31 protein-coding genes are annotated in these 25,889 nt (G+C 56.6%); 14 read left to right on the top strand and 17 right to left on the bottom strand.

What is annotated here, in order from left to right; all coding sequences use genetic code 11:
* Nucleotide 1 precedes the first annotated feature (1 nt).
* The gene (gene bioD, locus L2I46_RS07075) at nucleotides 2-697 is read left to right on the top strand and encodes a dethiobiotin synthase (RefSeq protein ID WP_023289548.1); all 696 of its coding nucleotides are present in this window, start codon (nucleotides 2-4) and stop codon (nucleotides 695-697) included.
* Here the strand turns inward: bioD and clcB are convergent.
* The 6 genes from clcB to L2I46_RS07045 all read right to left on the bottom strand — a co-directional run bounded on the left by clcB (nucleotide 650) and on the right by L2I46_RS07045 (nucleotide 7,071).
* Nucleotides 650-1,945, bottom strand: coding sequence for a voltage-gated ClC-type chloride channel ClcB (gene clcB, locus L2I46_RS07070; RefSeq protein ID WP_064154666.1), 1,296 nt, complete (start codon nucleotides 1,943-1,945; stop codon nucleotides 650-652). The genes bioD and clcB overlap by 48 nt on opposite strands.
* Nucleotides 1,946-2,078: 133 nt before the next feature.
* On the bottom strand, nucleotides 2,079-2,687 hold the full coding sequence (dmsD, locus tag L2I46_RS07065) for a Tat proofreading chaperone DmsD (protein WP_023289550.1): 609 nt from the start codon (nucleotides 2,685-2,687) through the stop codon (nucleotides 2,079-2,081).
* 41 nt (nucleotides 2,688-2,728) lie between these two features.
* Nucleotides 2,729-3,586, bottom strand: coding sequence for a DmsC/YnfH family molybdoenzyme membrane anchor subunit (locus tag L2I46_RS07060; protein ID WP_117136708.1), 858 nt, complete (start codon nucleotides 3,584-3,586; stop codon nucleotides 2,729-2,731).
* 1 nt (nucleotide 3,587) lies between these two features.
* Nucleotides 3,588-4,205 (bottom strand): DMSO/selenate family reductase complex B subunit, encoded by a 618-nt coding sequence (locus L2I46_RS07055; protein WP_032452738.1) that lies wholly within the window; start codon nucleotides 4,203-4,205, stop codon nucleotides 3,588-3,590.
* Nucleotides 4,206-4,215: 10 nt separating this feature from the next.
* The gene (gene ynfE / locus L2I46_RS07050) at nucleotides 4,216-6,651 is read right to left on the bottom strand and encodes a selenate/tellurate reductase subunit YnfE (protein WP_236947671.1); all 2,436 of its coding nucleotides are present in this window, start codon (nucleotides 6,649-6,651) and stop codon (nucleotides 4,216-4,218) included.
* Between the two features lie 150 nt (nucleotides 6,652-6,801).
* The gene (locus L2I46_RS07045; protein ID WP_004206039.1) at nucleotides 6,802-7,071 is read right to left on the bottom strand and encodes a DUF1161 domain-containing protein; all 270 of its coding nucleotides are present in this window, start codon (nucleotides 7,069-7,071) and stop codon (nucleotides 6,802-6,804) included.
* A gap of 101 nt (nucleotides 7,072-7,172) precedes the next feature.
* Here L2I46_RS07045 and L2I46_RS07040 point away from each other — a divergent pair, with 101 nt between their 5' ends.
* Entirely contained in the window at nucleotides 7,173-7,883 is a 711-nt protein-coding gene (locus L2I46_RS07040; RefSeq protein ID WP_236947670.1) for a YnfC family lipoprotein, read from the top strand.
* Here the strand turns inward: L2I46_RS07040 and speG are convergent.
* Both speG and L2I46_RS07030 read right to left on the bottom strand, forming a co-directional pair.
* On the bottom strand, nucleotides 7,877-8,437 hold the full coding sequence (speG, locus tag L2I46_RS07035) for a spermidine N1-acetyltransferase (RefSeq protein ID WP_004206037.1): 561 nt from the start codon (nucleotides 8,435-8,437) through the stop codon (nucleotides 7,877-7,879). The genes L2I46_RS07040 and speG overlap by 7 nt on opposite strands.
* Before the next feature lie 66 nt (nucleotides 8,438-8,503).
* A complete protein-coding gene (locus L2I46_RS07030) occupies nucleotides 8,504-8,845 on the bottom strand; it encodes a DUF1283 family protein (protein WP_004206035.1) in 342 nt (113 codons plus the stop codon).
* A gap of 108 nt (nucleotides 8,846-8,953) precedes the next feature.
* On the opposite strand from L2I46_RS07030, the gene L2I46_RS07025 reads away from it, so the two are divergent.
* The 4 genes from L2I46_RS07025 to L2I46_RS07010 all read left to right on the top strand — a co-directional run bounded on the left by L2I46_RS07025 (nucleotide 8,954) and on the right by L2I46_RS07010 (nucleotide 13,147).
* Complete coding sequence (locus L2I46_RS07025; protein ID WP_072140454.1) at nucleotides 8,954-9,316, top strand: YnfA family protein; 363 nt, start codon at nucleotides 8,954-8,956, stop codon at nucleotides 9,314-9,316.
* 114 nt (nucleotides 9,317-9,430) lie between these two features.
* Complete coding sequence (locus L2I46_RS07020) at nucleotides 9,431-10,714, top strand: MFS transporter (RefSeq protein ID WP_065805623.1); 1,284 nt, start codon at nucleotides 9,431-9,433, stop codon at nucleotides 10,712-10,714.
* A gap of 269 nt (nucleotides 10,715-10,983) precedes the next feature.
* Nucleotides 10,984-12,447, top strand: coding sequence for a mannitol dehydrogenase family protein (locus L2I46_RS07015; RefSeq protein WP_065805621.1), 1,464 nt, complete (start codon nucleotides 10,984-10,986; stop codon nucleotides 12,445-12,447).
* 268 nt (nucleotides 12,448-12,715) lie between these two features.
* Nucleotides 12,716-13,147, top strand: coding sequence for a universal stress protein (locus L2I46_RS07010; protein WP_048334875.1), 432 nt, complete (start codon nucleotides 12,716-12,718; stop codon nucleotides 13,145-13,147).
* A gap of 51 nt (nucleotides 13,148-13,198) precedes the next feature.
* Here the strand turns inward: L2I46_RS07010 and L2I46_RS07005 are convergent, their stop codons facing one another.
* A complete protein-coding gene (locus tag L2I46_RS07005; protein WP_004206025.1) occupies nucleotides 13,199-13,885 on the bottom strand; it encodes a GntR family transcriptional regulator in 687 nt (228 codons plus the stop codon).
* 91 nt (nucleotides 13,886-13,976) lie between these two features.
* Complete coding sequence (ydfG, locus tag L2I46_RS07000; RefSeq protein ID WP_023289559.1) at nucleotides 13,977-14,726, bottom strand: bifunctional NADP-dependent 3-hydroxy acid dehydrogenase/3-hydroxypropionate dehydrogenase YdfG; 750 nt, start codon at nucleotides 14,724-14,726, stop codon at nucleotides 13,977-13,979.
* A gap of 130 nt (nucleotides 14,727-14,856) precedes the next feature.
* Here ydfG and dcp point away from each other — a divergent pair, with 130 nt between their 5' ends.
* Nucleotides 14,857-16,902, top strand: coding sequence for a peptidyl-dipeptidase Dcp (dcp, locus tag L2I46_RS06995; RefSeq protein ID WP_236947668.1), 2,046 nt, complete (start codon nucleotides 14,857-14,859; stop codon nucleotides 16,900-16,902).
* Nucleotides 16,903-16,955: 53 nt separating this feature from the next.
* Here dcp and L2I46_RS06990 read toward each other — a convergent pair whose 3' ends face one another.
* Entirely contained in the window at nucleotides 16,956-17,120 is a 165-nt protein-coding gene (locus L2I46_RS06990) for a hypothetical protein (protein WP_168381045.1), read from the bottom strand.
* Nucleotides 17,121-17,150: 30 nt separating this feature from the next.
* Between L2I46_RS06990 and L2I46_RS06985 the strand changes: the two genes are divergently transcribed.
* Nucleotides 17,151-17,753, top strand: coding sequence for a LysE family translocator (locus tag L2I46_RS06985; RefSeq protein WP_110243839.1), 603 nt, complete (start codon nucleotides 17,151-17,153; stop codon nucleotides 17,751-17,753).
* On the opposite strand, the gene L2I46_RS06980 is transcribed toward L2I46_RS06985, so the two are convergent.
* Nucleotides 17,748-18,641 (bottom strand): LysR family transcriptional regulator, encoded by an 894-nt coding sequence (locus L2I46_RS06980; protein WP_236947666.1) that lies wholly within the window; start codon nucleotides 18,639-18,641, stop codon nucleotides 17,748-17,750. The genes L2I46_RS06985 and L2I46_RS06980 overlap by 6 nt on opposite strands.
* A gap of 206 nt (nucleotides 18,642-18,847) precedes the next feature.
* Between L2I46_RS06980 and L2I46_RS06975 the strand changes: the two genes are divergently transcribed.
* The gene (locus tag L2I46_RS06975) at nucleotides 18,848-19,384 is read left to right on the top strand and encodes a GNAT family N-acetyltransferase (protein ID WP_023289592.1); all 537 of its coding nucleotides are present in this window, start codon (nucleotides 18,848-18,850) and stop codon (nucleotides 19,382-19,384) included.
* A gap of 78 nt (nucleotides 19,385-19,462) precedes the next feature.
* On the opposite strand, the gene L2I46_RS06970 is transcribed toward L2I46_RS06975, so the two are convergent.
* Complete coding sequence (locus L2I46_RS06970) at nucleotides 19,463-20,134, bottom strand: SOS response-associated peptidase (protein WP_085550829.1); 672 nt, start codon at nucleotides 20,132-20,134, stop codon at nucleotides 19,463-19,465.
* Nucleotides 20,135-20,482: 348 nt separating this feature from the next.
* Between L2I46_RS06970 and L2I46_RS29715 the strand changes: the two genes are divergently transcribed.
* A complete protein-coding gene (locus L2I46_RS29715) occupies nucleotides 20,483-20,605 on the top strand; it encodes a small membrane protein (protein ID WP_032452749.1) in 123 nt (40 codons plus the stop codon).
* Here L2I46_RS29715 and L2I46_RS06965 read toward each other — a convergent pair.
* Nucleotides 20,602-21,237 carry a helix-turn-helix transcriptional regulator gene (locus tag L2I46_RS06965; protein ID WP_176221049.1) on the bottom strand — a complete coding sequence of 212 codons (636 nt, stop codon included), beginning with the start codon at nucleotides 21,235-21,237 and terminating at the stop codon, nucleotides 20,602-20,604. The two genes, L2I46_RS29715 and L2I46_RS06965, sit on opposite strands and share 4 nt — an antisense overlap.
* A gap of 412 nt (nucleotides 21,238-21,649) precedes the next feature.
* Complete coding sequence (locus L2I46_RS29710; RefSeq protein ID WP_022065603.1) at nucleotides 21,650-21,754, bottom strand: YnaM/YnfT family protein; 105 nt, start codon at nucleotides 21,752-21,754, stop codon at nucleotides 21,650-21,652.
* On the opposite strand from L2I46_RS29710, the gene L2I46_RS29600 reads away from it, so the two are divergent.
* The 3 genes from L2I46_RS29600 (at nucleotide 21,705) to L2I46_RS06950 (ending at nucleotide 23,396) form a co-directional block, all read left to right on the top strand.
* The gene (locus tag L2I46_RS29600; RefSeq protein WP_369821819.1) at nucleotides 21,705-21,830 is read left to right on the top strand and encodes a hypothetical protein; all 126 of its coding nucleotides are present in this window, start codon (nucleotides 21,705-21,707) and stop codon (nucleotides 21,828-21,830) included. The genes L2I46_RS29710 and L2I46_RS29600 overlap by 50 nt on opposite strands.
* A 412-nt stretch (nucleotides 21,831-22,242) precedes the next feature.
* Nucleotides 22,243-22,716: an Hsp20 family protein gene (locus tag L2I46_RS06955; RefSeq protein WP_023289594.1), complete on the top strand. Its 474-nt coding sequence runs from the start codon at nucleotides 22,243-22,245 to the stop codon at nucleotides 22,714-22,716.
* Nucleotides 22,717-22,883: 167 nt separating this feature from the next.
* Nucleotides 22,884-23,396, top strand: coding sequence for a 2-oxo-tetronate isomerase (locus L2I46_RS06950; protein ID WP_236947664.1), 513 nt, complete (start codon nucleotides 22,884-22,886; stop codon nucleotides 23,394-23,396).
* A 20-nt stretch (nucleotides 23,397-23,416) separates the two neighbouring features.
* Here the strand turns inward: L2I46_RS06950 and L2I46_RS06945 are convergent, their stop codons facing one another.
* The gene (locus L2I46_RS06945; protein ID WP_236947662.1) at nucleotides 23,417-24,634 is read right to left on the bottom strand and encodes a diguanylate phosphodiesterase; all 1,218 of its coding nucleotides are present in this window, start codon (nucleotides 24,632-24,634) and stop codon (nucleotides 23,417-23,419) included.
* A 397-nt stretch (nucleotides 24,635-25,031) separates the two neighbouring features.
* On the opposite strand from L2I46_RS06945, the gene L2I46_RS29520 reads away from it, so the two are divergent.
* Entirely contained in the window at nucleotides 25,032-25,151 is a 120-nt protein-coding gene (locus L2I46_RS29520) for a small membrane protein (protein ID WP_137910593.1), read from the top strand.
* A gap of 29 nt (nucleotides 25,152-25,180) precedes the next feature.
* Here L2I46_RS29520 and kbvR read toward each other — a convergent pair whose 3' ends face one another.
* Nucleotides 25,181-25,792, bottom strand: a complete 612-nt coding sequence (gene kbvR / locus L2I46_RS06940) for a LuxR family transcriptional regulator KbvR (RefSeq protein WP_032452751.1) — start codon at nucleotides 25,790-25,792, stop codon at nucleotides 25,181-25,183.
* Between the last annotated feature and the right edge of the window lie 97 nt (nucleotides 25,793-25,889).

Raw genomic sequence — 25,889 nt, 5'->3', positions numbered from 1 at the left:
GATGTTTAAGCGTTTCTTTATTACAGGTACAGACACCTCTGTCGGGAAGACAGTGGTTTCCCGTGCGCTGTTGCAGGCACTTGCTGCCAGAGGCAAAAGCGTGGCCGGGTACAAGCCTGTGGCGAAGGGCAGCAAAGAGACGCCGGACGGTTTGCGTAATAAAGACGCGCTGGTGCTGCAGAGCGTCTCCACGCTGGCGTTACCCTATGAGGCTGTCAATCCCATCGCCTTAAGCGAAGACGAAAGCAGCGTGGCGCACAGCTGCCCGATCAACTACGGTCTGCTGTCGGATGGTTTGCAGCGGCTGGCCGGGCAGGTTGAACACGTGGTGGTTGAAGGCACCGGCGGCTGGCGCAGCCTGATGAACGACCTGCGACCGCTCTCCGAATGGGTGGTACAGGAGCAGCTCCCGGTGCTGATGGTGGTGGGGATCCAGGAAGGGTGCATCAACCATGCGCTGCTGACGGCCCAGGCGATCGCCAATGACGGGCTGCCGCTGATCGGCTGGGTGGCCAACCGCATCAACCCCGGTCTGGCGCACTACGCCGAAATCATCGATGTGCTCAGCAAAAAGCTGCCGGCGCCGCTCATTGGCGAGCTGCCGTATCTGCCGCGCGCCGAACAGCGTGAGCTAAGCCGCTACGTCGACTTAGACATGCTCGGCAACGTGATGGCGATAGATCGAATCCCGGCGTAACGTCCGCGACAGCACCGACGCCACCACGCAGGTGATCAGCAGGCCGGGCAGCAGCACATACTGCCCGGTCATCTCACAAATCATCAGAGTCGACATGATTGGCGCATGGGTAGTGGCGGCAAGAAACGCCGCCATGCCGGTCAGTCCCATCATCATAGCCATCTCCTGCTCCCCCGGTAGCCACAGCCCGCTGAAGCGGGCCAATAGCATGCCCATCGCCAGGCCAACAAACAGCGTGGGGGTAAACACCCCGCCCGGCGCGCCGGAGCCACTGCTGGCCAGCACCGCCAGCAGTTTGCACAGGAATACCGCCACCAGCAGCGCGCCGGGCGGCGGCAGCAGCAGATAGCTTTGCACCACGCTGTAGCCGTTGCCCCACACCGCCGGCGTGATGAGCGATAAGCCGCCGACGATCAGACCGCCCAGCGCCAGCTGCCACGGCGGCGCCAGTTTCAGCCTGACGAACCCGCGGTGGCTGTATTCCATCAGCCAGATAAACAGCGGCCCGCACAGTCCGGCCAGCAGTCCGGTGGCGAGCATCAGGCCATAGTGCAGCGCGCTGAGATCCTGCTGCAGGACGACATGGTACAACGGCGCGGCGCCGCCGTTGAGAAACTGGGTCAGCAGCAGGGCGATCACCGCCGAGATCACTACCGGCCCAAGCGAGGCCAGCATCAGCGTGCCAAACAGAATTTCAGCGATAAACAGGCTGCCGGCCAGTGGAGCATGATAGGCGCTGGCCATCCCGGCGGCGGCGCCGCAGGCGACCCACAGTTTCCATTCGGCCTGCGGCGTGAAGCGGCGGGCGAACAGCGAGGCCGCCAGCGCGGCCAGCAGGATCATGGCGCCTTCCCGGCCAATCGCGCTGCCGGTGACCACCACCAGCAGCGAGGCCAGCGACTTCACCAGGCTTGCCGGCGTATCGAAGCAACCGTCTCCGGTCTCCAGGGCTTCCATATAATCGGTGGCGGCGTGCGGGCGGGCAACGCGGCGTCGTTGCCACAGCCAGAGAAGTGCCCCTGCCGCCAGTCCCCCCAGCGCCGGGGTAATCAGCCGTCGCCACGCCGGCAGCGACTGCGCGGCGTTGACCAGGCTCCCGCTGTCGTTACCGAGAAACAGCGTTTCCAGCACCACCATGGCATGGCGAAACAGGGCCACCGCCAGGGCGGCGAGAAGGCCAATCAGCGTGGCGATCAGCAGGCGACGAAACATCACCTGCACATCAGGATAGGGATGAAGACGATGCATCGGTCACAGCGAGATTGGGAAAACATGGCCTTATTGTGATAGGGAATAGACTTATATGCAAAAGCGATAAGTGCGGGTTACGGAGAGCGAAGCCAGCAAGGAAACCGCGCCGACTCCCGGCGCGGCAAAGGGATTAGCGATAGAGCGGCTTTTCCGCCACCGCGAGGGGCAGACCTGCCTGCCACTGCGCCAGGGTCGCCTGCGCCAGCTGGCCCAGCGCCTGGTAGAAGGGGTGGGCGGCATGTTCGACAAAGACGCTCAGGAAGCGCCCGGACCACGGCAGCAGATGCCAGGCCAGCAGCTGGGCAAACAACGCCTCCTGTTCCGTTTCGCACAGCCACGCCGCCAGCAGCAGCAGGGTGCCGAAATGGTCTTCCGGCTCGTTGCGTTCGGCGTCCAGTGCGATGCCGTTCGCGCGCATCCATTCGCGCAGGGCCAGTGTGGATTCGCCGAACAGCACCGACTCTTTATCCAGCCAGACGGATCCCCATGGCGGCGCCGGCAGGGCCCACGGTCCGATAAACAGGCGCTGCCAGGCTTCCGGCAACGACTCTTCAACCGACGCGGCAAACCCCGATGCCAGCGGGGCGGCAACCGGGAAGGGCCACTGTTGCTGCCAGCTGCCGTCCTGGAAGGCGGCCACCAGCGGCGCGATTTGCGGGCTATTCGGCGCATAAGAGAACAACGCGCCCAGGGTACGGGCGCTTAAGGCGACAGCGTCGCGGTGAGGGAACGGCATCATCACTTATTCCTTTCTGCGGCGCGCGCCGGCGCGCCGTCTCATTAACGGGCAACCGCCATACCGACGGTCATATGGAGCCCATAAAACAGGCCGCGGCCAATACATTCCGCGATCAGGACCAGCAACAGACCGGCCAACAGCCCCGCAGCGCGCGGCGGCTGACGGCGGATCAGCGGACACAGCCAGCAGCCAAGTCCCAGCGCCAGCAGGATCAGACGTAAGGCCTGCAGTCTGCCGTAATCCGGCAGCAGGGTGGCCGCCTGCTGAACGGCGCTGTGAATGGCGCCGAGCCCGGCGCTTTGCATCACGATAATCGCGGCGCTGATGACCAGCGCGGCCACGCTCAGCCCGGCAATAAACCAGACGTTAACGTCGACTTTCGCCATACGCAGCAGCAGGGCGGCGAACAGCGGCCCGCTGAGGAGTACCGTCAGGAAGAAGGCGCTGGTGGTGTAGCCAGTGTACCATGTCGGCACGGTATCGATTTGATAAACCCGGGTCATCGCCAGCACAAACACCAGCCCCAACAGCAGGGCGATCGCCAGCCAGACTTTCCCCAGCGCCGCAGGCATTTTTTCCAGCACGGCCAGCAGCCACCAGAATCCGCCCACGACGAAAAACAAGGCGCCGCTGGCGATTTCGTTGCTCAGCGCCGAGGCCCCGACGCGGTTCAGCGAGTTAAACGCCCGCAGCGGCGAACCGAGATGCATCACTGAGGCGAGAAAACCGATCCCCATCAGCAGCCAGATATAAAACATGCTGCGCACCAGCCGCTGCCGCGCTTCGCGCTGGTCAGCCAGCGCCAGCCAGACCAGACCGCTGACGAGGGTCGCGCCGACCACGCATTGCCCCAGTACCGTAAACAGCACCAGCGGCCATTCCTGCCATCCGCTTCCCATCTCACACCTCCTTCGGATTTGCCAGATAACCGGTGGTATCGCCACACGGCCGGGCGTTGCGGTTAGGTTTGATCGCGATGCTCGGCTGAGTGAAGTGCGCCGAGGGCAGCGGGGCCACCGCCGCCAGCTGGCCGTGCTTAGCGCGCAGTTCGGCAATGGGGCCGAAATCGAGCGCCCGCAGCGGGCAGGACTCGACGCAGATCGGCTTTTTCCCTTCGGCGACGCGCTGATAACAGCCGTCGCACTTGGTCATATGGCCTTTGTCGGCGTTGTATTGCGGCGCGCCGTACGGGCAGGCCATATGACAGTAGCGGCAGCCGATGCACACCTCTTCATCCACCACCACAAAACCGTCTTCTCGCTTGTGCATCGCCCCGCTCGGGCAGACTTTGGTGCAGGCCGGATCGGCGCAGTGGTTACAGGCGATGGAAAGGTAATAGGCGAACACGTTCTGCTGCCAGACGCCGTTGTCCTCCTGCCAGTCGCCGCCGGCGTACTCATAGATGCGACGGAAGCTGACTTCCGGAGTCAGGTTCTTATAGTCCTTACAGGCCAGCTCGCAGGTTTTGCACCCGGTACAGCGAGCGGAGTCGATAAAGAATCCATATTGCGTGCTCATGGTTTACTCCTTAAACCTTCTCGATGTCGACCAGGTTGGTATGCTGCGGATTCCCTTTCGCCAGCGGCGAGGGGCGATGGGTGGTCAGGGTATTCATGCAGGCGCCATGGTCAACCCGGTCCCCGGCCATATTGGCGTCGTGCCACGCGCCCTGGCCCATCGCCGACACGCCCGGCATGATGCGTGGCGTCACTTTCGCCGGCAGCCGGACTTCGCCGCGCTGGTTGAACACCCGCACCAGATCGCCGTTTTTAATCCCGCGTTTTTCCGCGTCCAGCGGGTTGATCCACACTTCCTGACGGCAGGCGGCCTGCAGCACGTCCACGTTGCCGTAGCTGGAATGGGTGCGCGCCTTATAGTGAAATCCAAACAGCTGCAGCGGATACTGGCTGCGCAGCGGATCGTCCCAGCCTTCAAATGTGGAGGCATAGACCGGCAGCGGGCTGATGACTTCGTCTTTCTCCAGCTGCCAGCGGGCGGCAATCTCGGCGAGCCGGCTGGAGTAGATCTCAATTTTGCCGGACGGGGTTTTGAGCGGATGCGCTTCAGGATCGCGGCGGAAGTCGCGATAGGCGACGAAGTGGCCGTTCGGGTCCTTGCGTTTGTAGATGCCCATTCGCTTCAGCTCATCGTAGGCCGGCAGCGCCGGATCTTTCGCCACCATTTTGGCGTACAGATGCTGCAGCCACTGCGCCTGAGTGCGTCCCTCGGTAAAACGCTGGTAGACATCGTCGCCGAGCCGTTTCGCCACTTCGCTTAAGATCCAGTAAATCGGTTTGCGTTCAAATTTCGCCGAGGTGGCGGGCTGGATGAAAATCAGATAGCCCATATTGCCGGCGTAATCGTTGGGAATAATATCTTCCTGCTCAACGGTCATCAGGTCGGGCAGCAGCAGGTCGTCGTATTTCGCCGACGAGGTCATAAAGTTGTCGATGACCACGATGGTTTCGCACTTGCTTTCGTCCTGCAGGATATCGTGGGTCTTATTGATGTCGGAGTGCTGGTTGATGAGAGTATTGCCCGCGTAGTTCCACAGGAACTTGATCGGCACATCCAGCTTCTCTTTGCCGCGCACGCCGTCGCGGGTGGCGGTCATCTCCGGGCCTCGAGCGATGGCGTCGGTCCAGGTGAAGCAGGAGATGGCGGTTTTCACCGGGTTTTCCAGCACCGGCAGACGCTCGATGGTGATGGTGTAGGTCGATTCGCGGGCGCCGCTGTTGCCGCCGTTGATGCCGACGTTGCCGGTTAAGATCGGCAGCATGGCGATCGCCCGGGCGGAGAGTTCGCCGTTGGCCTGGCGCTGCGGCCCCCAGCCCTGGCAGATGTAGGCCGGTTTGCTCATGCCGATGTCGCGCGCCAGCTTAATGATGCGATCGGCGGGGATGCCGGTGATACGCGAAGCCCACTGCGGCGTTTTGGCGACGCCGTCGTCGCCCTCGCCGAGGATATAGGCTTTATAGTGGCCATTTGCCGGCGCCCCGGCCGGCAGCGTCTTCTCATCGTAGCCGACGCAGTATTTATCAAGGAACGGCTGATCCACCAGATTTTCGTTAATCAACACCCAGGCGATACCGGCGACCAGCGCGGCGTCTGTGCCGGGGCGAATGGGGATCCATTCATCTTCGCGACCGGCGGCGGTATCGGTGTACCGCGGATCGATAACGATCATCCGCGCGTTGGAGCGCTCGCGGGCCTGTTCCAGATACCAGGTAATGCCGCCGCCGCTCATGCGGGTTTCCGCCGGGTTGTTGCCGAACATCACCACCAGCTTACTGTTTTCAATATCCGAAGTGCTGTTGCCGTCGTTACTGCCGTAGGTGTAGGGCATGGCGCAGGCGATCTGCGCGGTGCTGTAGGTACCGTACTGGTTAAGCGAGCCGCCGTAGCAGTTCATCAGCCGCGCCACCGGCGAAGCGGAAGGCGAGGAGCGGGTCATGTTCCCGCGGACGATTCCTGATGAGTAGTTAATGTACACGGCTTCGTTGCCATATTGCGCGACGACGCGTTTCAGACGGTCAGCAAGGGTATCCAGCGCTTCCTGCCAGCTGATACGCTCAAATTTGCCTTCTCCGCGTTTGCCGACGCGCTTCATAGGATAGTTAAGGCGATCCGGGTGGTTGATGCGCCGGCGAATCGAACGCCCGCGCAGGCAGGCGCGGACCTGATGATCGCCGTAGCGGTCGTCGCCGGTGTTATCCGTTTCCACGTAGACCACTTCATCATCACGCACGTGCAGCCGCAGGGCGCAGCGGCTGCCGCAGTTGACCGAACAGGCGCCCCAGACAATCCGGGTGTTGTCGCCGGCAGCCTGCTGGACCGCCGCCGCGACGTTGCGCAGCGTAAAGGGCAGGGGAAGCCCGCCGGCGGCCAGCGCCAGAGAACCGAGGGCTGTGGATTTAAGTAGCGCGCGTCGGGTGACGCCGCCGGAAGATTCCTGATTCGACATTGCTCACTCCATGATAGTTATGCTGGGCGGAGAAGGGCCGCCGCGTCATTAACAGACGTCGGGGTGAGCGATAATACGTTATGGGTAGCCGGCAGATCTTATCCCTGGTCAATGCAGGGATAAGATCTTTCGTTTGAAAGCGAGGCGGGCTTACTGAGCGTCGTTTTCGGCGGGACTGTCGCTGTTACGGGTGTAGGTGATTTTGAAGGTATCGTTGGCGCAATGACCCACCACCTGAGCGCCGGGCTGGTCCGCCTGGTCGTTTGGCACGATGGCCAGACTGAAGGCCGTTTCCGGTACGCCATTGTTAATGATCTTCTGTTGAATATCATTTTTGACCCGTTCACAGGAGTCGGGGGCCGCCAGCACGGTCGTGGAGCACAGCAGCAGCGCGGCGCCTGTCCAGAGGGATAGTTTCATCTTACGCTCCTTATCGATGGTATCCAGATTTAAGCATAGCAGAACTGGTGTAAACAATTGTATTTGCTAATATGATTGGATGTACACAAAAGGAATCATCTGTGAAAAGACTGTATTGGCTAATCCCGACCGCGCTGCTGCTGACGGCGTGCGACCGCGAAAGCGCCCCGGAAGCCTTCACCCCGGAGATGGCGAGTTTTTCCAATGAGTTTGAGTTCGATCCGCTGCGCGGTCCGGTGAAGGATTTTAGCCAGACGTTACTGGACGAACACGATGTGGTGGTCAAGAAGGTGAGCGCGCAGCTGTCAAAAGAGGGATGTTTCGATCTGCTGACGCTGGAGGATGTGGAGAATAACACCGGCGCCACGCTGCTGCTGGACGCCAACTATTACGTCGATGGCCGCACCCATGAGAAGCGGCTGCGTCTGCAGGGGAAATGTCAGATGGCGGAGATGCCCGCCACCGGCGTGAGCTGGGAAACGGATGATAACGGCTTTATTATCAGCGCCCGCGGCAAAGAGACTACCGCCACCTACCGTTACGACAGCGATGGCTATCCGCTGGGGAAAACCACCACCGCCAAAGAGGAGCGATTTACCGTCGCCTCCACGCCGTCGAAGGATCCGCGCAAGAAAATGGACTATACCGCCATCAGCACCTTCAACGACCGCACGCTGGGCACGGTGCGCCAGACCTGCGACTACGATCGCCATGACAATCCGCTGAGCTGTGAGCTGCAGGTGATCGATGAAAGCGTCCAGCCGCCGCTGACCCGCCACTACACGATTAAAAACCGCATTGATTATTACTGAGCCGTCGGCTTCAGCAGAGACGGGCCCGGCGTTTTGTGTTCCGCCAGATACTGATGCTGAAACAGACACATGCGGATGGTGTTGCGGTACTCGCCGTTAATGAAAAATTCATGGATCAGTTCACCCTCGACCATAAAGCCGAGCTTGCGGTAAATATGGATCGCTTTTTCATTCTCTTTATCCACAATCAGATACAGCTTATACAGATTGAGCACGGTAAAGCCATAGTCCATCGCCAGCCGCGCGGCGCGGGTGGCGAGCCCTTTTCCCTGGAAGTCGGGTGAGATGATGATCTGAAATTCGGCCCGGCGGTGCACATGGTTGATTTCCACCAGCTCCACCAGTCCGGCTTTATCGCCATTGCATTCGATCACAAAGCGACGCTCGCTTTGATCGTGAATATGCTTGTCGTACAGATCGGAAAGCTCAACGAACGCTTCATAGGGCTCTTCAAACCAGTAGCGCATCACGCTGGCGTTGTTGTCGAGCTGGTGAACAAAGCGCAAATCTTCGCGCTCAAGGGGGCGGAGTCTGACGTGTAGCGCGTCGGTCATGGGAATTCCTGTGGTCAAAGCGGAAAAGAGGGGACTGAAAGGCGGCGCCCGCAGGCGCCAGCGTGCTCAGGGATTGATCGCCCGGCCGGTGCGGCGGTCAAGGCAGCGCAGGGTGTTTGGTTCCCAGTAGGCATTGACGTTGGCGCTCTTCTGGCAGTTATCCTGCGCGTCAAAGGCGACATCGGTTTTGTCCCACTCTTTTTCCGCCCGTTTGTTCACCTTCTGGCGCAGGCTGCGGGTATCGTTCCATTGCTCTTTTTCCATCGACGCCTGCTGACGGCTTTGCGCGCTGTCGCCGGACTCAATCACCAGCCGGTCGGTGGCCGCGAACGAGCTGGAGGTATAGACGACGGCGCTTAACGCCAGAATGGCGGTCAGGCACCAGCGTTTGTTCAGTGTCATGTTCATCACGATTTCCTTTAAGTGATGGGTTAACCCTCAGGTTAAGTTTACTACAGCTCTTTTGCCGGGCATAGCCGACGAAACAGCGTAGGGAAAGGGCTATTATCGCGTAGAATAGTTCAACGCTTTGTCTCTTTTACGAATCTTTTAATGCTCAAAACAACGCTGCTGTTCTTTGCCACCGCCCTGTGTGAAATCGTCGGCTGCTATCTGCCGTGGCTATGGTTAAAGCGCGGGGCCACGCCGCTGCTGCTGATCCCCGCCGGCCTGGCGCTGGGGCTGTTCGTCTGGCTCCTGACGCTCCATCCGACCGCCAGCGGGCGGGTATATGCCGCCTACGGTGGCGTCTACGTTTGTACGGCATTGCTCTGGCTGCGGGTCGTTGATGGGGTCAAATTAACCCATTATGACTGGGCGGGCGCGGCCATCGCCCTGTGCGGCATGCTGATCATCGTGGCGGGCTGGGGACGAGCGTAAACCCGTCTTATGTGATCCCTGCCACTTTTTTAAACCCTAATTCTTGTATGGTAGTCGACCTGTTGCCTTACTTATCAGACATCATATTGGGTTATGACTCTGTAAGGAATCACGATGGCTATTGAGACATTTGCCCCACAGGCGGGCGCGACGCCGCTGCGCATCCGTCGGGTGCAGAAGATCACCCTGACGCTGCTGTTTATCGCCGGGATCGTTAACTTTCTTGACCGCTCTTCCCTGAGCGTCGCCGGGGAGGCGATACGCGCCGATCTGGGTCTGAGCGCCACCGAGTTCGGGGTGCTGCTCTCCGCTTTTTCGCTCTCCTATGGCTTCGCGCAACTGCCCTCGGGCATTTTGCTGGATCGCCTCGGACCGCGGGTTGTGCTAGGCGCCGGGCTGATATTCTGGTCTGCGATGCAGGCCCTGACCGGGATGGTCAATTCATTCTCGCATTTTATTCTGCTGCGCATTGGCCTCGGGATCGGTGAAGCGCCGTTTATGCCCGCCGGGGTGAAATCGATCAACGACTGGTATGCGCAAAGAGAGCGCGGCACGGCGGTGGGGATATTTAACTCCTCGACGGTGCTGGGGCAAGCCATTGCCCCGCCGGCCCTGGTCATCATGCAGCTGGCCTGGGGCTGGCGGACAATGTTTGTGGTGATTGGTTTGGCCGGAATTCTGGTCGGCCTGTGCTGGTATGTGGGATACCGTAACCGGCGGCAATTCACTCTCCAGGAAGAGGAGCAACGCTATCTGGCCAGCGAGGAGGCGGCCCGGCCGGCGCTGAAACTGAGCGAATGGCTGGCGCTGTTTAAACGGCGTACTACCTGGGGGATGATCCTCGGCTTCTCCGGGGTGAACTATACCGGCTGGCTGTATATCGCCTGGCTGCCCGGCTATTTGCAGGCTCAGCAGGGGTTAAGCCTGGCGCGCACCGGCTGGGTGGCGGCGATCCCGTTCCTCGCCGCGGCGGTGGGGATGTGGGTCAATGGTCTGGTGGTCGACGCCCTGGCGCGCAGAGGCTACGATCTGGCGAAAACCCGCAAAACGGCAATCGTTGCCGGTCTGGTGCTGTCGGCGCTGGGAACGCTGCTGGTGGTGCAATCGTCCACGCCGACCCAGGCGGTGGCATTTATCTCTATGGCGCTGTTCTGCGTCCATTTCGCTGGCACCTCGGCCTGGGGATTGGTACAGGTGCTGGTGGCAGAGCATAAAGTGGCGTCAGTGGCGGCGATCCAGAACTTTGGCAGCTTTGTGTTTGCCTCCTTCGCGCCGATAGTCACCGGCTGGGTCGTGGATACCACCCATTCTTTCAATCTGGCGCTGGTGATCGCCGCCGGGGTGACCTTCGCCGGGGCGCTGTGCTACTTCTTTATCGTCAAAGCCCGCATCGATTAACCGACCAGGAAGCCACAGGCCCGCAGGGAGGCGCGGCCTGCGCCATGTTCCATCTTCTCTTACCGCTTCGCGGCGGATTTTATCCTGCCATCCCAGAGATTTTGTGATCGCTCGCCAGCGACCACAACCCGCCAAAAGCTTCTTGTATGGTAGTTGACAGAAATCAAAGATGTTATACCAATTGCGTGAGATGGTTGAGGCACAAAGGCATTCTCCTCGAGAGTTCTCCCAGAGAATGGTTGATGAGCCACATAACAACGAGAGTCATCATGGAAAACACCCTCTTAACCGCTAACGCCATACAGCCGGACTACGATCGCCGCGCGCTGGTCCCCCGTATCGTCCATCTGGGTTTTGGCGCGTTCCACCGCGCCCATCAGGCGGTCTACGCCGATATACTGGTCAGCGAGCACGGCAGCGACTGGGGCTACACTGAAGTCAACCTGATTGGCGGCGAGCAGCAGATCGCCGATCTCCGGCAGCAGGATCTGCTGTACACCGTGGCAGAAATGTCCGCCGACGCGTGGACCGCGCGCGTGGTCGGGGTGGTGAAGCAGGCGCTGCACGCCCAGGTCGATGGTCTCGAGGCCGTGCTTTCGGCGATGTGTGAGCCACAGGTGACCATTGTCTCCCTGACCATTACCGAGAAAGGCTATTGCCATTCGCCAGCCAGCGGCGAGCTGCAGCTCGATCACCCGCTGATCGCCGCCGATCTCGCTAACCCGCGCCAGCCGAAATCGGCAGTAGGCGTGGTGGTGGCGGCCTTAGCGCGTCGCCGGGAGGCTGGGCTGTCGGCCTTTACCGTGATGTCCTGCGATAACATGCCGGAAAACGGTCATGTGATGCGCAACGTCGTCTGCGCCTACGCCCGGGCGCTGGACGCGGACCTCGCCGCATGGATAGAACAGAATGTCACCTTTCCGTCGACCATGGTGGACCGTATTGTCCCGGCGGTGACGGCGGAAACCCTCGATAAAATTGAACAGCTGACCGGCGTGCGCGACCCGGCTGGCGTGGCCTGCGAGCCTTTCCGCCAGTGGGTGATTGAGGATAACTTTGTCGCCGGACGTCCACAGTGGGAGAAAGCGGGGGCGGAGCTGGTCGCCGATGTGGTGCCTTTCGAAGAGATGAAGCTGAGAATGCTCAACGGCAGCCATTCGTTCCTCGCCTATCTCGGCTATCTGGCCGGTTATCAGCATATCAACGACTGTATGCAGGATGACAACTACCGCCGCGCGGCGCTGGCGCTGATGCTGGACGAGCAGGCTCCGACCTTGAAAGTGCAGGGGGTGGATCTGTCACACTATGCCAGTCTGCTGATTGACCGCTACTGCAATCCGGCGCTCAAACACCGTACCTGGCAGATTGCCATGGACGGTAGCCAGAAGCTGCCGCAGCGCATGCTGGACTCGGTACGCTGGCACCTGGCGCACCAGCATGACTTCACGCTGCTGGCGCTGGGCGTGGCGGGCTGGATGCGCTATGTCGGCGGTGTTGACGACGCCGGCCAGGCGATCGAAATTTGCGATCCGCTGCTGTCGGTGATCAAGGAGGCGGTAGCCGCCAGCGCCGATGGCGAAGCGCGCGTCAAAGCGCTGTTGGGCATTGAGGCCATCTTCGGCCGTGAGCTGCCGCAGGAAGCGCGGTTCGTTTCGGCGGTGACCCGCGCCTATGTTGCGCTGCAGCGTCAGGGGGCCAAAGCCACCGTTGCCGCATGGGCTGAGGCGCAATAATCGTTTATTCCCGGTGTCGGTCATGGGGTCGACACCGGCTCTTCTGCTGTTTCCGCACGGTTCTGCTGATATTTCTTTTTTTGCTGTCGATCGCTTTTAGCAGACTAAAAATATGATCGAACGCAATGTCCTTACATAACTCTATATTTCCCTGATTTACTAAAGATAATTAGCTGTTATTTTTCCGAATAAAGGCTGGTCATTCACCGCAAAAATGGCATAGTTAAGTTATTGAAAAATCACTTTCTCTGGAAAAGGAGTGCGGGCCATGTATAAAAAGATTTTATTGCCTGTTGATGTTTTTGAAATGGATTTAAGCGATAAGGCAGTGCGTCACGCGGAATTTCTCGCGTCGGCGGAAAATGGCGAAATCACCTTGCTCAACGTTCTGCCGAACAGCAGTCGTTCGTTATTACGCGGGTTTACGGCGGATATTCGTAAATTCGAAGCCTATATGCAGGAAGAGTCGGAGAAAAAGATGCGCGAGGTGGCGCGACTGTTCGACATACCGATGTCGCGGATCCATACCCGGGTCGTCTTTGGTAACGTGCGCGATGAAATTCTGGCTATCAGTAACAACGAAGCGTTCGATGTGATAGTGATTGGCTCCCGCAAACCGGGGATCTCCACCCATCTGCTGGGCTCCAACGCCGAATCCATTTTGCGCTACGCCAAAACGCCGGTGCTGGTGGTCAGATAATCCTTTCCATTACGACGGCTGCGTCTGCCTTATTTCGCAGCCGTCTGATCCTTACTCTTCGCTAAACCAGTCGCGATTCTCCTGGCGGATCAACAGCACGGATTCGCTGATTTCATGCAAATGAATACTCATGGCTTTCTCGACCGCCTCGGCGTCGCGTTTTTCCAGCGCGGTGAAAATTTCATGATGCTGGCGCAGCAGCATCTCCGGGGAGGAGACATGGTCGAGGCTCATGTAGCGCACGCGGTCAATAGCGGCTTTGATGTTTTCCACCGTATCCCAGGCCAGCTGACAATCGGCAATAACTGACAACTTCTGGTGAAATTCATCATCAAGCAGGAAAAAGTCGTTTAACTGCTGGCGGTCGACGGCAATACGCTGCTGATGAAGATTCTGCTCCAGCTGATAGACTTGCTCATCGTTAATCATGCCAGCGGCACGGCGGACCACCGCGCATTCAATCGCCTGGCGGACAAAGCAACCATTGCGCACCTGAGACAGGGAAATTTTGTTGACGTAGCTGCCGCGTTGGGGACGGATCTGGATAAGTCCATTCTCCGCCAGCTTAATAAAGGCCTCGCGCACCGGCTGACGAGATACCGCAAAACGCACGGAGACTTCTTTCTCCGACAGCGGCGTGCCAGGCGGGATCAGGCAGTGAACGATATCCCGGCGGAGGATGCGATAAATTTGCTGATTGACGGGTTGCGTCGGATTCAGTTGCGATTCTGCGGCCATTGATGGTTACTTTTTATGGGGTTATGCGCACTATTTTACGCGTTTTTTGCGGTTCCGCCCATACCCGGCCAGCAGGCCGGGTGGCTGACGGTTAGCCTTGGCGGTGAACGCTGAGTCCGGCAAAGCTCTGGCTCACCGGCATCATCTCCAGGGTGTTGATGTTGACGTGTTTCGGCAGGGTGGCCACCCACCAGACCGCCTCGGTCACATCTTCCGGCGTCAGGGCTTCGGTGTTCTCATAGGTTTTACCGGCTTTGGCGTCATCGCCTTTAAAGCGGACGTTCGAGAACTCGGTGCCGCCCACCAGACCCGGCTCGATGTCGGTGACGCGCACCGCGGTGCCGTGCAGGTCGGTGCGAAGATTGAGGCTGAACTGACGGACGAAGGCTTTGGTCGCCCCATAGACGTTACCGCCGGCGTAAGGCCAGCAGCCTGCCGTGGAGCCGATGTTGATGATGTGGCCGCGATTGCGCGCCACCATGCCCGGCAGGACGGCGCGGGTCATGTACACCAGCCCTTTATTATTGGTGTCGATCATATCTTCCCAGTCTTCCACGCTGGCGCGGTGCGCCGGCTCCAGACCGAGCGCCAGACCCGCGTTGTTCACCAGCACATCGATTGCCTGCCACTCGGCGGGCAGGTCGGCAATCAGCGTCTCAATAGCGGCGCGGTTGCGAACGTCCAGTTGCGCGATATAAAGATTATCGCCCAGCTCGTCTTTCAGCGTCTTCAGGCGCTCTTCGCGACGTCCGGTCGCAATCACTTTATGACCGTTAGCGACAAAACGGCGAGTAATACTTTCACCAAAACCGGCAGTGGCGCCGGTGACCATGATAATCATCTTACTGTTCCTCAACGCTTTTTGTGTTTTCATACCATAGCACGCACAGGCGGCGACCGGTAACGGAAATCATTGCGACCCCTTAAGGAGAAGCCTAATCTTACAGGATAAGCCTGTACAGGAGAGAAAGATGTCCGAACAAAACCCCTTTTTTAGCGTCAGTCTGTTGCCTTACCAGGCGCCGCGGTTTGATCTGATCGAAGACAGTCACTATCGGCCGGCGTTTGATGAGGGCGTCCGGCAGCAGCGCGAGGAGATCCGCGCCATTATCGACAATCCGCAGCCTGCCAGTTTCGCCAACACGCTCGAGGCGCTGGAGCAGAGCGGACAGCTGCTGGCGCGGGTGACGCGGGTCTTTTTCGCCATGGCCAGCGCCCATACCAACCCTTATCTGCAATCACTGGATGAACAATTTTCCGGCGAGCTCGCCGGGCTGGGGAATGACATCTGGCTCAACGAGGCTTTATTCCAGCGGGTGAACAGCGTCTACGAGCAGCGCGAGACGCTCTCGCTTGACGACGAATCCCGGCGTCTTCTGACCCTGACATGGCAACGCTTTGTTCACGCCGGGGCAACGCTGGCCCCGGCGCAGAAGGCGGTGCTGCGCGCCCTGAACACCGAAGCGGCCACTTTGCAAAGTCAGTTCCAGCAGCGGCTGCTGGGGGCGGCGAAAAGCGGTGGCCTGGTGGTCGATGACCGGCATCAACTGGATGGCCTGACCGATGAGGAGATAGCGGCTGCGGCCGACGCGGCGCGCGAAAAAGGGCTCGGCGATCGCTGGCTGCTGACGCTGACCAACACCACCCAGCAGCCGCAGGTGCTTGCGCTGCGCGACCGGCAAACGCGGGAGAATCTCTTCGCCGCCGGCTGGACGCGCAATCAACAGGGCGATGAGCATGATACCCGTAGTCTGGTGCTGCGGCTGGTGGCGATCCGCGCGCAGCAGGCGGAACTGTTGGGGGCGACAAATTACGCCAGCTGGGCGCTGACCGATCAGATGGCGGCTTCTCCGGCGGAGGCATTGGGCTTTATGCGTCAGATTGCGCCGGCGGCGCGGGCGAGGGCGGAACGTGAGCTGGCGGACATCCAGCAGGTGATCAACAACGAAGGCGGGGAGTTTCGCGCGCAGGCATGGGACTGGCTATACTACAGCGAGCAGGTGCGGCGGGCTGCCTATGCCATTGATGACGCGCAGCTCAAACCCTATTTTGCCCTCGAGCGCGTGCTGCAGGACGGCGTCTTCTGGACGGCATCACAGCTCTTTGGGCTCCGCTTCGTGGAACGCTTTGACATCCCGGTGTACCACCCGGATGTGCGGGTTTGGGAGATCTTCGACCACAATGGCGAAGGGATGGCGCTGTTTTACGGTGATTATTTCGCGCGCGATTCAAAGAGCGGCGGCGCATGGATGGACGTGTTTGTCGAACAGTCGACCCTGAGGGAGCAGCGCCCGGTTATCTATAACGTCTGCAATTATAGCCGGCCGCAGAGCGGACAGAGCGCGCTGTTGTCATGGGATGAGGTGATCACCCTGTTCCATGAGTTTGGCCACGCCCTGCACGGACTGTTCGCCAGCCAGCGCTATGCCAGCCTCTCCGGGACCAATACCCCGCGGGATTTTGTCGAGTTTCCGTCGCAAATCTTCGAACACTGGGCCAGCCATCCGCAGGTATTCGCCCACTATGCGAAGCACTATCGCTCCGGAGATCCGATGCCGGAGGCGCTGCGCGACAATATGCTGCGTGCGGCAACCTTCAATAAAGGGTACGACATGAGCGAGCTGCTAGCCGCCGCGCTGCTCGATATGCGCTGGCACACGCTGTCGACCACCGCATTTCCGGACGAGGTGGATGCATTTGAGCAGAGGGTGCTCCGGGAAGAACACCTCGATCTGGCGGCCGTTCCTCCGCGCTATCGCAGCAGCTACTTCTCCCATATCTTCGGCGGCGGCTATGCGGCAGGTTATTACGCCTATCTGTGGACCCAGATGCTGGCCGACGACGGCTATCAGTGGTTCGTGGAGCAGGGCGGTTTGACCCGTGAGAACGGTCAGCGCTTCCGCGACGCGATTTTATCTCGCGGCAATAGCACTGATTTAGCTGAACTTTATCGCCAGTGGCGCGGACACGATCCAAAGATTGAGCCGATGCTGAAAAATCGCGGGTTGAGCGCATAGGCCATCGGGCGGTGAGAAGCGATCGATTGGGTGTTTTCATTATCAGGCGCTTTTCACTGGCCATGCTTTGCTCGCAGGAGATTGCGCCTGGCGCCGGTCAGGAGAAATAGCACGAAAATAATCAAATACACATTTAGAGAAAAGCCACTTAATCCCGTTGCGATATCGAGGTAGTCTTTCAATAACGTCATGCAGGTGGTAATAAAACCACCTGCCACGATATCTCTCCCTGGAAAACGGATAAATAAATGGTTTTGATCGTTACTATGCTTATGTTTGCGCTGGCCCTGTCATTTTCGCCAGGTCCGGTTAATATGGTTATTATCTCTTCCGGCGCTGCGCATGGATTCAGAAAAACATTTTCTTTCGTCTCGGGCGCCACTATTGGTTTTACATTGTTACTGGTTTTAATTAGTTTTGGACTCTACGCGGCCATCGCAACGCACCCCTGGTTTTTTAGCTATCTGAATATCGTTGGTTCGTTATTTATCTTGTTTCAGGGCTATAAAATTGCTACTTCACATCCGGAATGGTCACTGAAAAAAGCACAGGCGCCGGGGTTTGCGCAGGGTTTTTTAATGCAATGGCTCAATCCTAAAGCCTGGGCTGCCTGTGCCTCTGGCGTCGCCTTGTTTTCTGAACCCTCGTCGCGCCTGAGTATATCGCTATTTATTATCATCTACTTTTTTGTCTGCTATCTGTCCCTGGCGGCCTGGGCGATATTCGGTGATAAAATGTCAGCGATTCTCAAAAGCAGAGCACAGATCCGCCTGTTTAATCTGGTGATGGGCGGATTATTGTGCATGACTGCGGGTTACATACTGTATTCGCAGTCTATTACCTATTCATAGCGGCTGATGTTCAATGGCATTATAGATATAATTAATCAGTTTATAGGCCGCGCCGCTAACTGAAATATTGCCAGGCCATAGGGCATACACTTTTAGCGGGGCTAATGACCAGTCAGGAAGTAGTTCCTGCATGTCGCCGCGGCGGATATCCTCTTCGCAGAGAAAACGCGGCGGAGCGGCCAGGCCAATTTGTTGTCTGGCAAGGGCATAGGCGGCCTCAACACTATCGACATACACGCCGGGTGTATACTTTATTATCGCCCGTTCGCCGTTGCGATGTCTGAACTCGCGCACATTCTCCCTCATCGTCAGCCCAATCCACGGCATTGATTCAAGCATAGCGGGATGAGCAATGGGGGGATAGCGCAGGAGAAAGCCCTTTGCTGCCACTAGCTTTCGCGGCAGAACAAACAGGTGCCGGGCCTTGAGAGCGCTATCGGGGAGCTCGCCAATGCGAAAGGCGACATCAATACTGTCGGCAATAATGTCCTCGCGCAGGTCACTATAAGAAATGCTCAGAGCAATATCCGGGTTCTCTTTAATGAAATTTGCAAGATGGTGAGTGAATGGGCTGTTTAAAAAAACGGCAGGTATGGAGATACGCAGCTTACCGGCTGTGGATACCGAACGTTGCTTAAACTCAATGACGCCTTTTTCATAGAGCTCGAGCATCGACCTGGCGGTCTCCAGCACACTTTCGCCATCTTGTGTTAGAGAAAGCTTTCGGGTATTTCTGTAGAGCAAAGCGCTGTTAAGGTTTTTCTCAAGCCTGGATAAATGTGCGCTTGCTGTTGCGGTCGACAACCCTAACGCCGCGGCGCCGCCTGAAACAGAACCGCTCTCGACAATTTTGGCAAAGACTATCAGGTAGCGGATGTCATCGATCATTTACAGTCCTGTGTTCACTCGGTAACGATATGCGTGGCGCCGATAAAAAGGGATCCCGTTTCCGGATTACCATATCCTATTTTTATTGCCGGAAGTATCTGTTTAATCGCGCTTCTCAGGTCCGCTTGAACGAGTCCCAGGCATCCACAACGGCAGGGAGGGTTCGCGAAGCGTCGCGGGCCACCTCACTCGTCAAGGAGATACGTTTGCATATTGAGACTCATCGCCTGCGGCTTCGCCCTGTCATGGCTGAAGATGTCGCCGATCTTTACCGAATCTATGGCGATCCGGCGACCAATACCTTTAACCCCGCAGGACCCTACCCGGATATTGACTATGCCAGTACGGTTCTCCAGCGCTGGCTTGCCCACTGGCACGATCGCGGGTTTGGCAACTGGGCCATATCGGCGCGTGATGCTCCGGAAAAAATCATTGGCTTTGGTGGCTTAACTATTCGCCGCTATAACGATGTCATTCTCAACAATCTTGGCTATCGATTCGCAACAGAGGCATGGGGAAAAGGGCTGGCCACCGACCTCGCGACCTCGGCGGTAAGATATGGCTTCGAGGCGATCAAACTCACGGAGATTTCAGCGGTGGTGAGGGCGAATCACCTGGCTTCGCGAAAAGTGCTCGAGAAAGCAGGCTTGAGGTTCATCAACGAGATTGCCGATATAGAAAATGCGCCGCCGAGTCTGCTTTATTCGTTGACCTTAAGCGAGTGGTTAAGCCAGTCGGGGTAACTCGCGGGGGCTTATTCGCAAGGCTGGATCGCACCGCAGCCGGCGAATCTGGCGGGGGATCGGCACAGAGTTATGCGCTCATTCTACTGGCTCAATTAACGCTGGCCCCTGATTGTTCACATTGCCGACCGCCCGCGATACCGCGTGCCAGGTGAAATCGTCGGCGGAGACGCTTCCGTCCCTGGCAATCTCCGCCGCATCCGCGCCGGTGAGATCCTGCCTCATCCATTCCCGGGCGGCTTCCGGCGTCAGGACCAGCGGCCGGCGGTCATGTATATCGACAAGACCGCGATCGGCGGCAGCGGTCACCAGCAAAAATCCTTCGGCGCTGTCCCCGCGTTCGAAGGGGGTGCTGCCAATAGCGGCCATAAATATCGGCTGGCCATCCTTCCGCTGGATGAAGTAGGGCTGCTTTTTGTCTCCGACCTTTTTCCATTCAAACCAGCCATCGGCGAAGCAGATCGCCCGCCCGTGCTGCCACAGCGGTTTGAACATCCTGCTGGTGGCAGCGGTTTCAACCCGGGCATTAATCAGCGGTGATTTATCCCACCATCCCGGCGCATAGCCCCAGTGAACGGGGTCGAGGTGGAGTTGCTCATTCCTTTCACTCAGGAGTAACACTTTTGTTCCGGGCGCGACGTTATACCGCCCAATGGGCTCCGGGTCCCAGGGGATATCGCGTTCGGCCTCTTCTGCGAGAAACGCCAGGTATGCTTCCCGCGTCTGTGCTTGCGCAAAACGTCCGCACATCGCCACCTCCAGCCAGATGTCTGACTAAAAGTATAGAACAGCAGAAAAAAGGGACGCCTTACCAAAAACCACAATCATTCCACAGGGAGAGGCTATAATTTCAGGCCATCATATTGCCAGACGTCTCTGCAATAACCGTTCGGTGTGGTACCTGGCTTTTTCTCTTTACGAGTAATCTTTATTACCCTAATAACCGGGGCTAGAGAGAAGGCTTCTTCTCTTTTTATTGCTTTTCAGAATTATCGTATGTGGCTTTACCTTTGTCTGAAATGGTTGGTGTTTGGTTGTGTTTGAAAACTTTTACCCCTTATTATTTAAAAATCATCTTTTACTTTGAAAAGGTTGTTTATGAGTAACTGGCTATTATTATCCCTGGCGGTAGTGTTATTATTGACATCATTATTTTTTGGTCTCTCCTATGTTAAAGATCGAAGAAAAATGAAGATGCGATTTAACAAAACTCGACGTTAACCGATCCTTCCTGAGGAAAGCGCAAGAGCAACGGATGAGAATTTCGTCAACTCTTGTTTGGTGGCTATTTGGAATTTTTTCATGATATTGATTTTATGGGAAAAGACCGTTTTATGGCTGATACCTAGTTCTTGCGCTATCTGCTGATTATTCATTCCCGTTCTGATTGCATCGATAATATAAAGTTGTGATTTGGTCAATGTTAATCGAGGGCATTTTACACAGCGTCTGCTGTCTTTTACCTGGCTACTAGCAATCGACGCTGTTGACTCCATCAGATGTTTCGCAATCTGATTTTTTATACGGTGCAATCCGGTGTTGATACTAATAAAAGTAGCATCACGTAGACAAAACGGTATCCGATCAACTTGCACAGCACTATCGGTAGGAACGAAAATAAAAATAGATGTGTGTTCGGGGATTTTTTTGAAAACCGGGTGGCATAGATAATGTTCACCGGTCGTCATTTCCGTAAACAGCATATCTATCTGACCGAGAGTATCTGGTGAGTATTGCAAAATGGAAAAAGGTGTACAGATGTTTTCTTCCTTTGCGACCTCGATAAGAAGTTCACAAACACCTCGATTAAGAAATATGTTTTCAGTATTAATGAAAATATTAGTCATAGTAATGCCGATCGTCAAAATATTAATATTTTTTAAGGGGGAGAGCATTTACAGTATATGGGATTAGGATATTTCTAATAGCTAATAAAATCAATAAATCCATTTTTGAGACTTTATCTGGGAAAGACTTGAAAAATCATATAAATCAAGGTCTTGATTTTTGCTTTTGCCCTGATGTAGCCGGTGATTTGGCACAAACTGCTTAAATTGTACATATAACAAACATTAATTCTGGATTGGAATGTATTAATTCAAGTGATGTATTTAGTGCATGAATCATTTATTCAAAAACGGTTCGGTTAGGGCATACTCTTGTCAATAATGCCTGAGCGGAAGCAGAAGTGGTCCTGACCGGATGCCGGTAGAGGGCGCTATCACGCCGCTGCATCAGGTGAATGGCAACGGCGTCCAAAAGGGATTAGTTATCCGGGTTGTTGGAGATGCCTTTCCATACCATCCCCAGACCGATCAACATCGACGCGAAGAGGGCGAACAGGGTGGTAGAGATAAAAATGCCGGTCATAGTGATGCCTCAGAAAGTGCGTATGCAGGTTATTAGGCACGGAGGGATGAGAAAGGTTCCTTCCCTGACGGCGTAAATTTTCGCCAGGGTCTTCCGGCTGGCGCCAGCGAGGACAAAGTGATGTCGAGGCCGCCGCTGTTGGCGAAACGATCGTCAGGAGAACCGCATTTCTCGTGGCGCTATTGCAGGGCGACGGGTGAGGGGGCGCGATTCGGGCGTTGACATCCCCTTGAACAAGTAATATATACATGACGCTTCTGTTTATTGAATGTTAAACAGCATCAGTTATGGGACTCAGAAGCACCCCAGCCCCCGCCGTCTGGCGGGGGGCACTTTCCCACCTGACCTGGTTATTTCTTTCTGTGACTGACGAAGAAATTTTTTTATTTCAGGTCTTGAAAAACGCGCTTTAGCTATTATTTTATAAAGCGGACAAGCAATGCTTGCCTTCATGTTGAGCTTTTGAATGGATATTCAGGAGGTTAATTATGGCACTCAAAACCTTGTCAGCACTCCCGGTATTTGCTGATTCCCTTTTTGCCGATCGTTTTAACCGTATCGACCGTCTTTTCAGCCAGTTAACGGGCGATACGCCGGTGGGGACCTTACCAGCCTACGATTTACAGAAAGTGGATGACAGTAATTTCCTGCTCAGCGTCAGCGTGCCTGGCTGGAAAGATGATGAACTGGAAATAGAGACCGTAGGCGGTAATCTGCATATTACCGGTAAACGCGCGCAAACCGAAAATCATTCCGGAAACAGCCAGGGCTGGATTTATAAAGGCATTCGCCGGGCTGATTTCCAGCTTAGTTTTTCGCTTCCCGAACACGCCCAGATTAATCAGGCGCAGCTGGAGAGCGGGATCTTAAAAATTGCTATCCATCAGGAGATCCCCGAGAGCGAAAAACCGCGCAAAATTGCCATTGAGAACCAGGGGCGGGTGATCGAACACAAAGTGTGATTCCGCTTCTGTGCCGAGGGAGTTCCTTTCAAGGCCCGCGCTGCGGGCCTTTTTTTATCCACTCAGGGTGGCGTAAACGGCCTCCAGGCGACGAGAGAAATCACTATGCTATCCTGTTAACAGGGTAGTGAGGCGGTGATACTTTTCAAATTCGGCGAGGAGTGAGAATGGCTGACGAGATCGATAAAGACGCACAACATACTCATCAACTGACGGTCGAGGTGGCCCGGGCGCTTATCGCGCGCGGCTGGCGGCTCACCACTGCGGAATCCTGCACCGGCGGCAATCTGGCGGCAGCGCTCTGTGCTCAGGCTGATACCGCGGCCTTTTATGATACCGGCGTGGTCACCTTCAGCGATGAAGCCAAGCGCAATGTGCTGCAGGTGCGCGCGGAAACCCTGGCGGAACACAGCGCTGTCAGCGAAGCGTGCGTGAAGGAGATGTCCAGCGGTATGCTGGCGATAGCCGGGGCCGACATCGCCATTGCCATCAGCGGCTATGCGGGACCGGAGGGGGGAGAGGATGGAACCCCCGCCGGCACGGTATGGTTTGCCTGGAACTTTCGCGGCCAGATCGAAACTCAACGGCTGCGCTTTACCGGCGACTGCGAGACAGTGGTGGCGAAAGCAGTACGCTTCGCTCTGGCGGCGCTGGGCGAAAAGCTCCCCCACTGGCAGTGACGCTGCCGACTACCGCGGCCTTACAGATCCGTGGCCTGACGCGCTATCGGCCAGCAAATTTCCCTGATGCCGTTCAGGCACGGTCGGGAGAAAAGGAACCCCTGAAACAGGCGAATGCCCACCGACTGCAGCCAGCACCACTCTTCCAGGGTTTCGACGCCTTCCGCCACCACCGTGATGCCCATATCCTCGCAGCAGCGCACGACCGAGGCGACAATCGCCTGCTTGGCGCCGCTGATATGAATATTGCGCACCAGCTCTGCATCCACTTTGATTTTATCGGGCTGAAAGCGGGTCAGTAACGACAGGCCGGAGTAACCCGCGCCAAAGTCGTCGATGGCCAGCTTCATGCCCGCGACGCGCAGCGCTTTGAGCACCTTGCGGAACTGGTCAAAGCAGGTGATCACCTCCGTTTCGGTAACCTCTATCAGCACCTGGTCCGGTCGGAGGCCGGCCGCCAGCAGGCTGTTCATCAGCCAGTCTACGGCGTCAGGGTGGTTATACAGCGAACCGGGCAGCAGGTTAATGGCCAGCTGGTGTTTACCAAGCGGTAACTGACCGGCGAGAGAGAAGGCATACGCTTTGCTCTCGAGGTCGAACCGGTAGCGATCCTCCGCCGGGATGGCGGCAAACATCTCTACAGGAGATCCGCCGGTGGGGCTGCGGATCAGCGCTTCAAAGGAAGAGACCCGCTTTTTGGCCGGCTCGACGATGGCCTGCAGGGCAAACTGGCAAGGTTGATCGGGCAGGTGGCGCGCGGTGGCAGTGGCCGGGGCAGGCATCATCGTCCAGCGAGAAGGCTGCAGCGGCTCGGGCAGACAATAGCGCCCACCGTCGGCGATAAAGGCGCTAATCAGGCGGAACATCCGGTCGTTGACCGGCTCGGTGACCCCAAACGAGCTAAAGCGCAGGAGCTCCTCCAGCGCGCTGTCGGCTTCGAAAAGACGAAGATCCAGCAGGCGCATTCCGGTGTCGTGAAAACGACGGTAGGCCGAATAGTCGCGCATCAGTTCCACCACGTCGCGATGGCGCGGATCGCTCTGTATCTCGTGGAATAACGACTCAAGATCTTCCTCGCTTCCCTCCAGCACCTGGAAGAACTGCAGGCCGTTAAACAGCAGAATACCAGTGATGCCAAGAGGCATATTTTTCCCACTGGCGCGATGAATTAAAGCGTCGAGATCGGTGGGCGGGCGGGCAGGATTAACCTGGCTGCGGTATATCAGGGTGGTTAGCATTATCATTCCGGTCGCTGCGGCAGCGCGTGATGGTCCGCACAGCGCGTATTGAGGGAGGTATGGCCAGGCCCTCGGAGAAGGAGGCGGTTTTTTTATGACATTTAACCAACCGTGATGTCCGCTACGCGGAACGGGAGCTTCACTTTGTGATTACCTTCACTCTACAGGGAATCTGAGGTTTAGCTATCTTTTTCTCATTTACAATGCAAAAGGGGGAAACAGGCCGCTCATTCCGCCTGCGGTATTGATCCACCGTCTTAAATTATCGGTTAACATTCGCCACCAGGAATTATCCTGCAATTATATTACCCGCTCTCAAAAAGAGACGCTGGTCTTGCCTGATTAAAAGCAAATCCATATTATCAACGTAAGTTTAATTCCTTTTTTCAGGTCTGATATGAGCGACTTATTTATTATTTTGTGTCTGATTTTTTGTCCCGTCATTTCTTTATGGAGTGGTCTTTCTTATATTCAGGAAAGACGCAAAAGACGCTACGTCTTCCGTTCCAGAAGATAATCTGCAGAAGTAATATAATGACGATTGTATTAACGTCTGGCGAGTAGTTTTACGAGGTTGTTAAATTGCTGGCGGCTGTGCAAATTGAACTTGCTCATAATATTCTTTTTATGTGAATGAATGGTTTTGTGGCTAATTTTTAGCGCCGCCGCGACTTCATGCGGACTCAGACCAATACTGAACGCGTAAATGACTTTGGTTTGCGCATCGCTGACCGACTTGCAGGCGCAATTGATGCAACGCCGCAGTCGATTGAAGGACGGGTCATGCTGAGGAGGCAAGGGGCGCTGAATCGCGCTGACTATCTCATCTTTAAGACGCTGAACGGGAGCATGGGGAGGGATAAACACCGCCTGCCGCAGACAGTTGGGTAAGCCCTCTTCGACGGTAGCTTGTTCATTGTCCTGGAAAATAAAAAGCGTGTATTGCTCTGGGGCATGCTGAAACAGGTCATGACACAGGTACCATTCTCCCGCCACCATTTCCGTGAAGAACACCTGAGATTGCGCTATCGACTCCAGGTCCCATTGTTCAGAAAACTGATAGGCTGATCCCCCGTAGGTCTTCATCGCTTCATCCACCAGCTCCGCAATAGCGACTCGCAAATAGTGATTTTTTATATTGATCAAAAAATTCGTCATATAACTTCCCTGTGGGGTATGAAAAAAAGTGTCAGAATAAATTAAAGAATATAATGGTGATGCGCAGGCCTTTTTTAGCTGGGGTAATCTAAGGGAT

This window comes from Klebsiella sp. 2019SCSN059 (assembly GCF_021739525.1).
Lineage (GTDB): Bacteria > Pseudomonadota > Gammaproteobacteria > Enterobacterales > Enterobacteriaceae > Klebsiella > Klebsiella quasipneumoniae.
The sequence above is the reverse complement of the archived record's forward strand: the minus strand, read 5'-3'. Positions and strand labels throughout refer to the sequence as shown.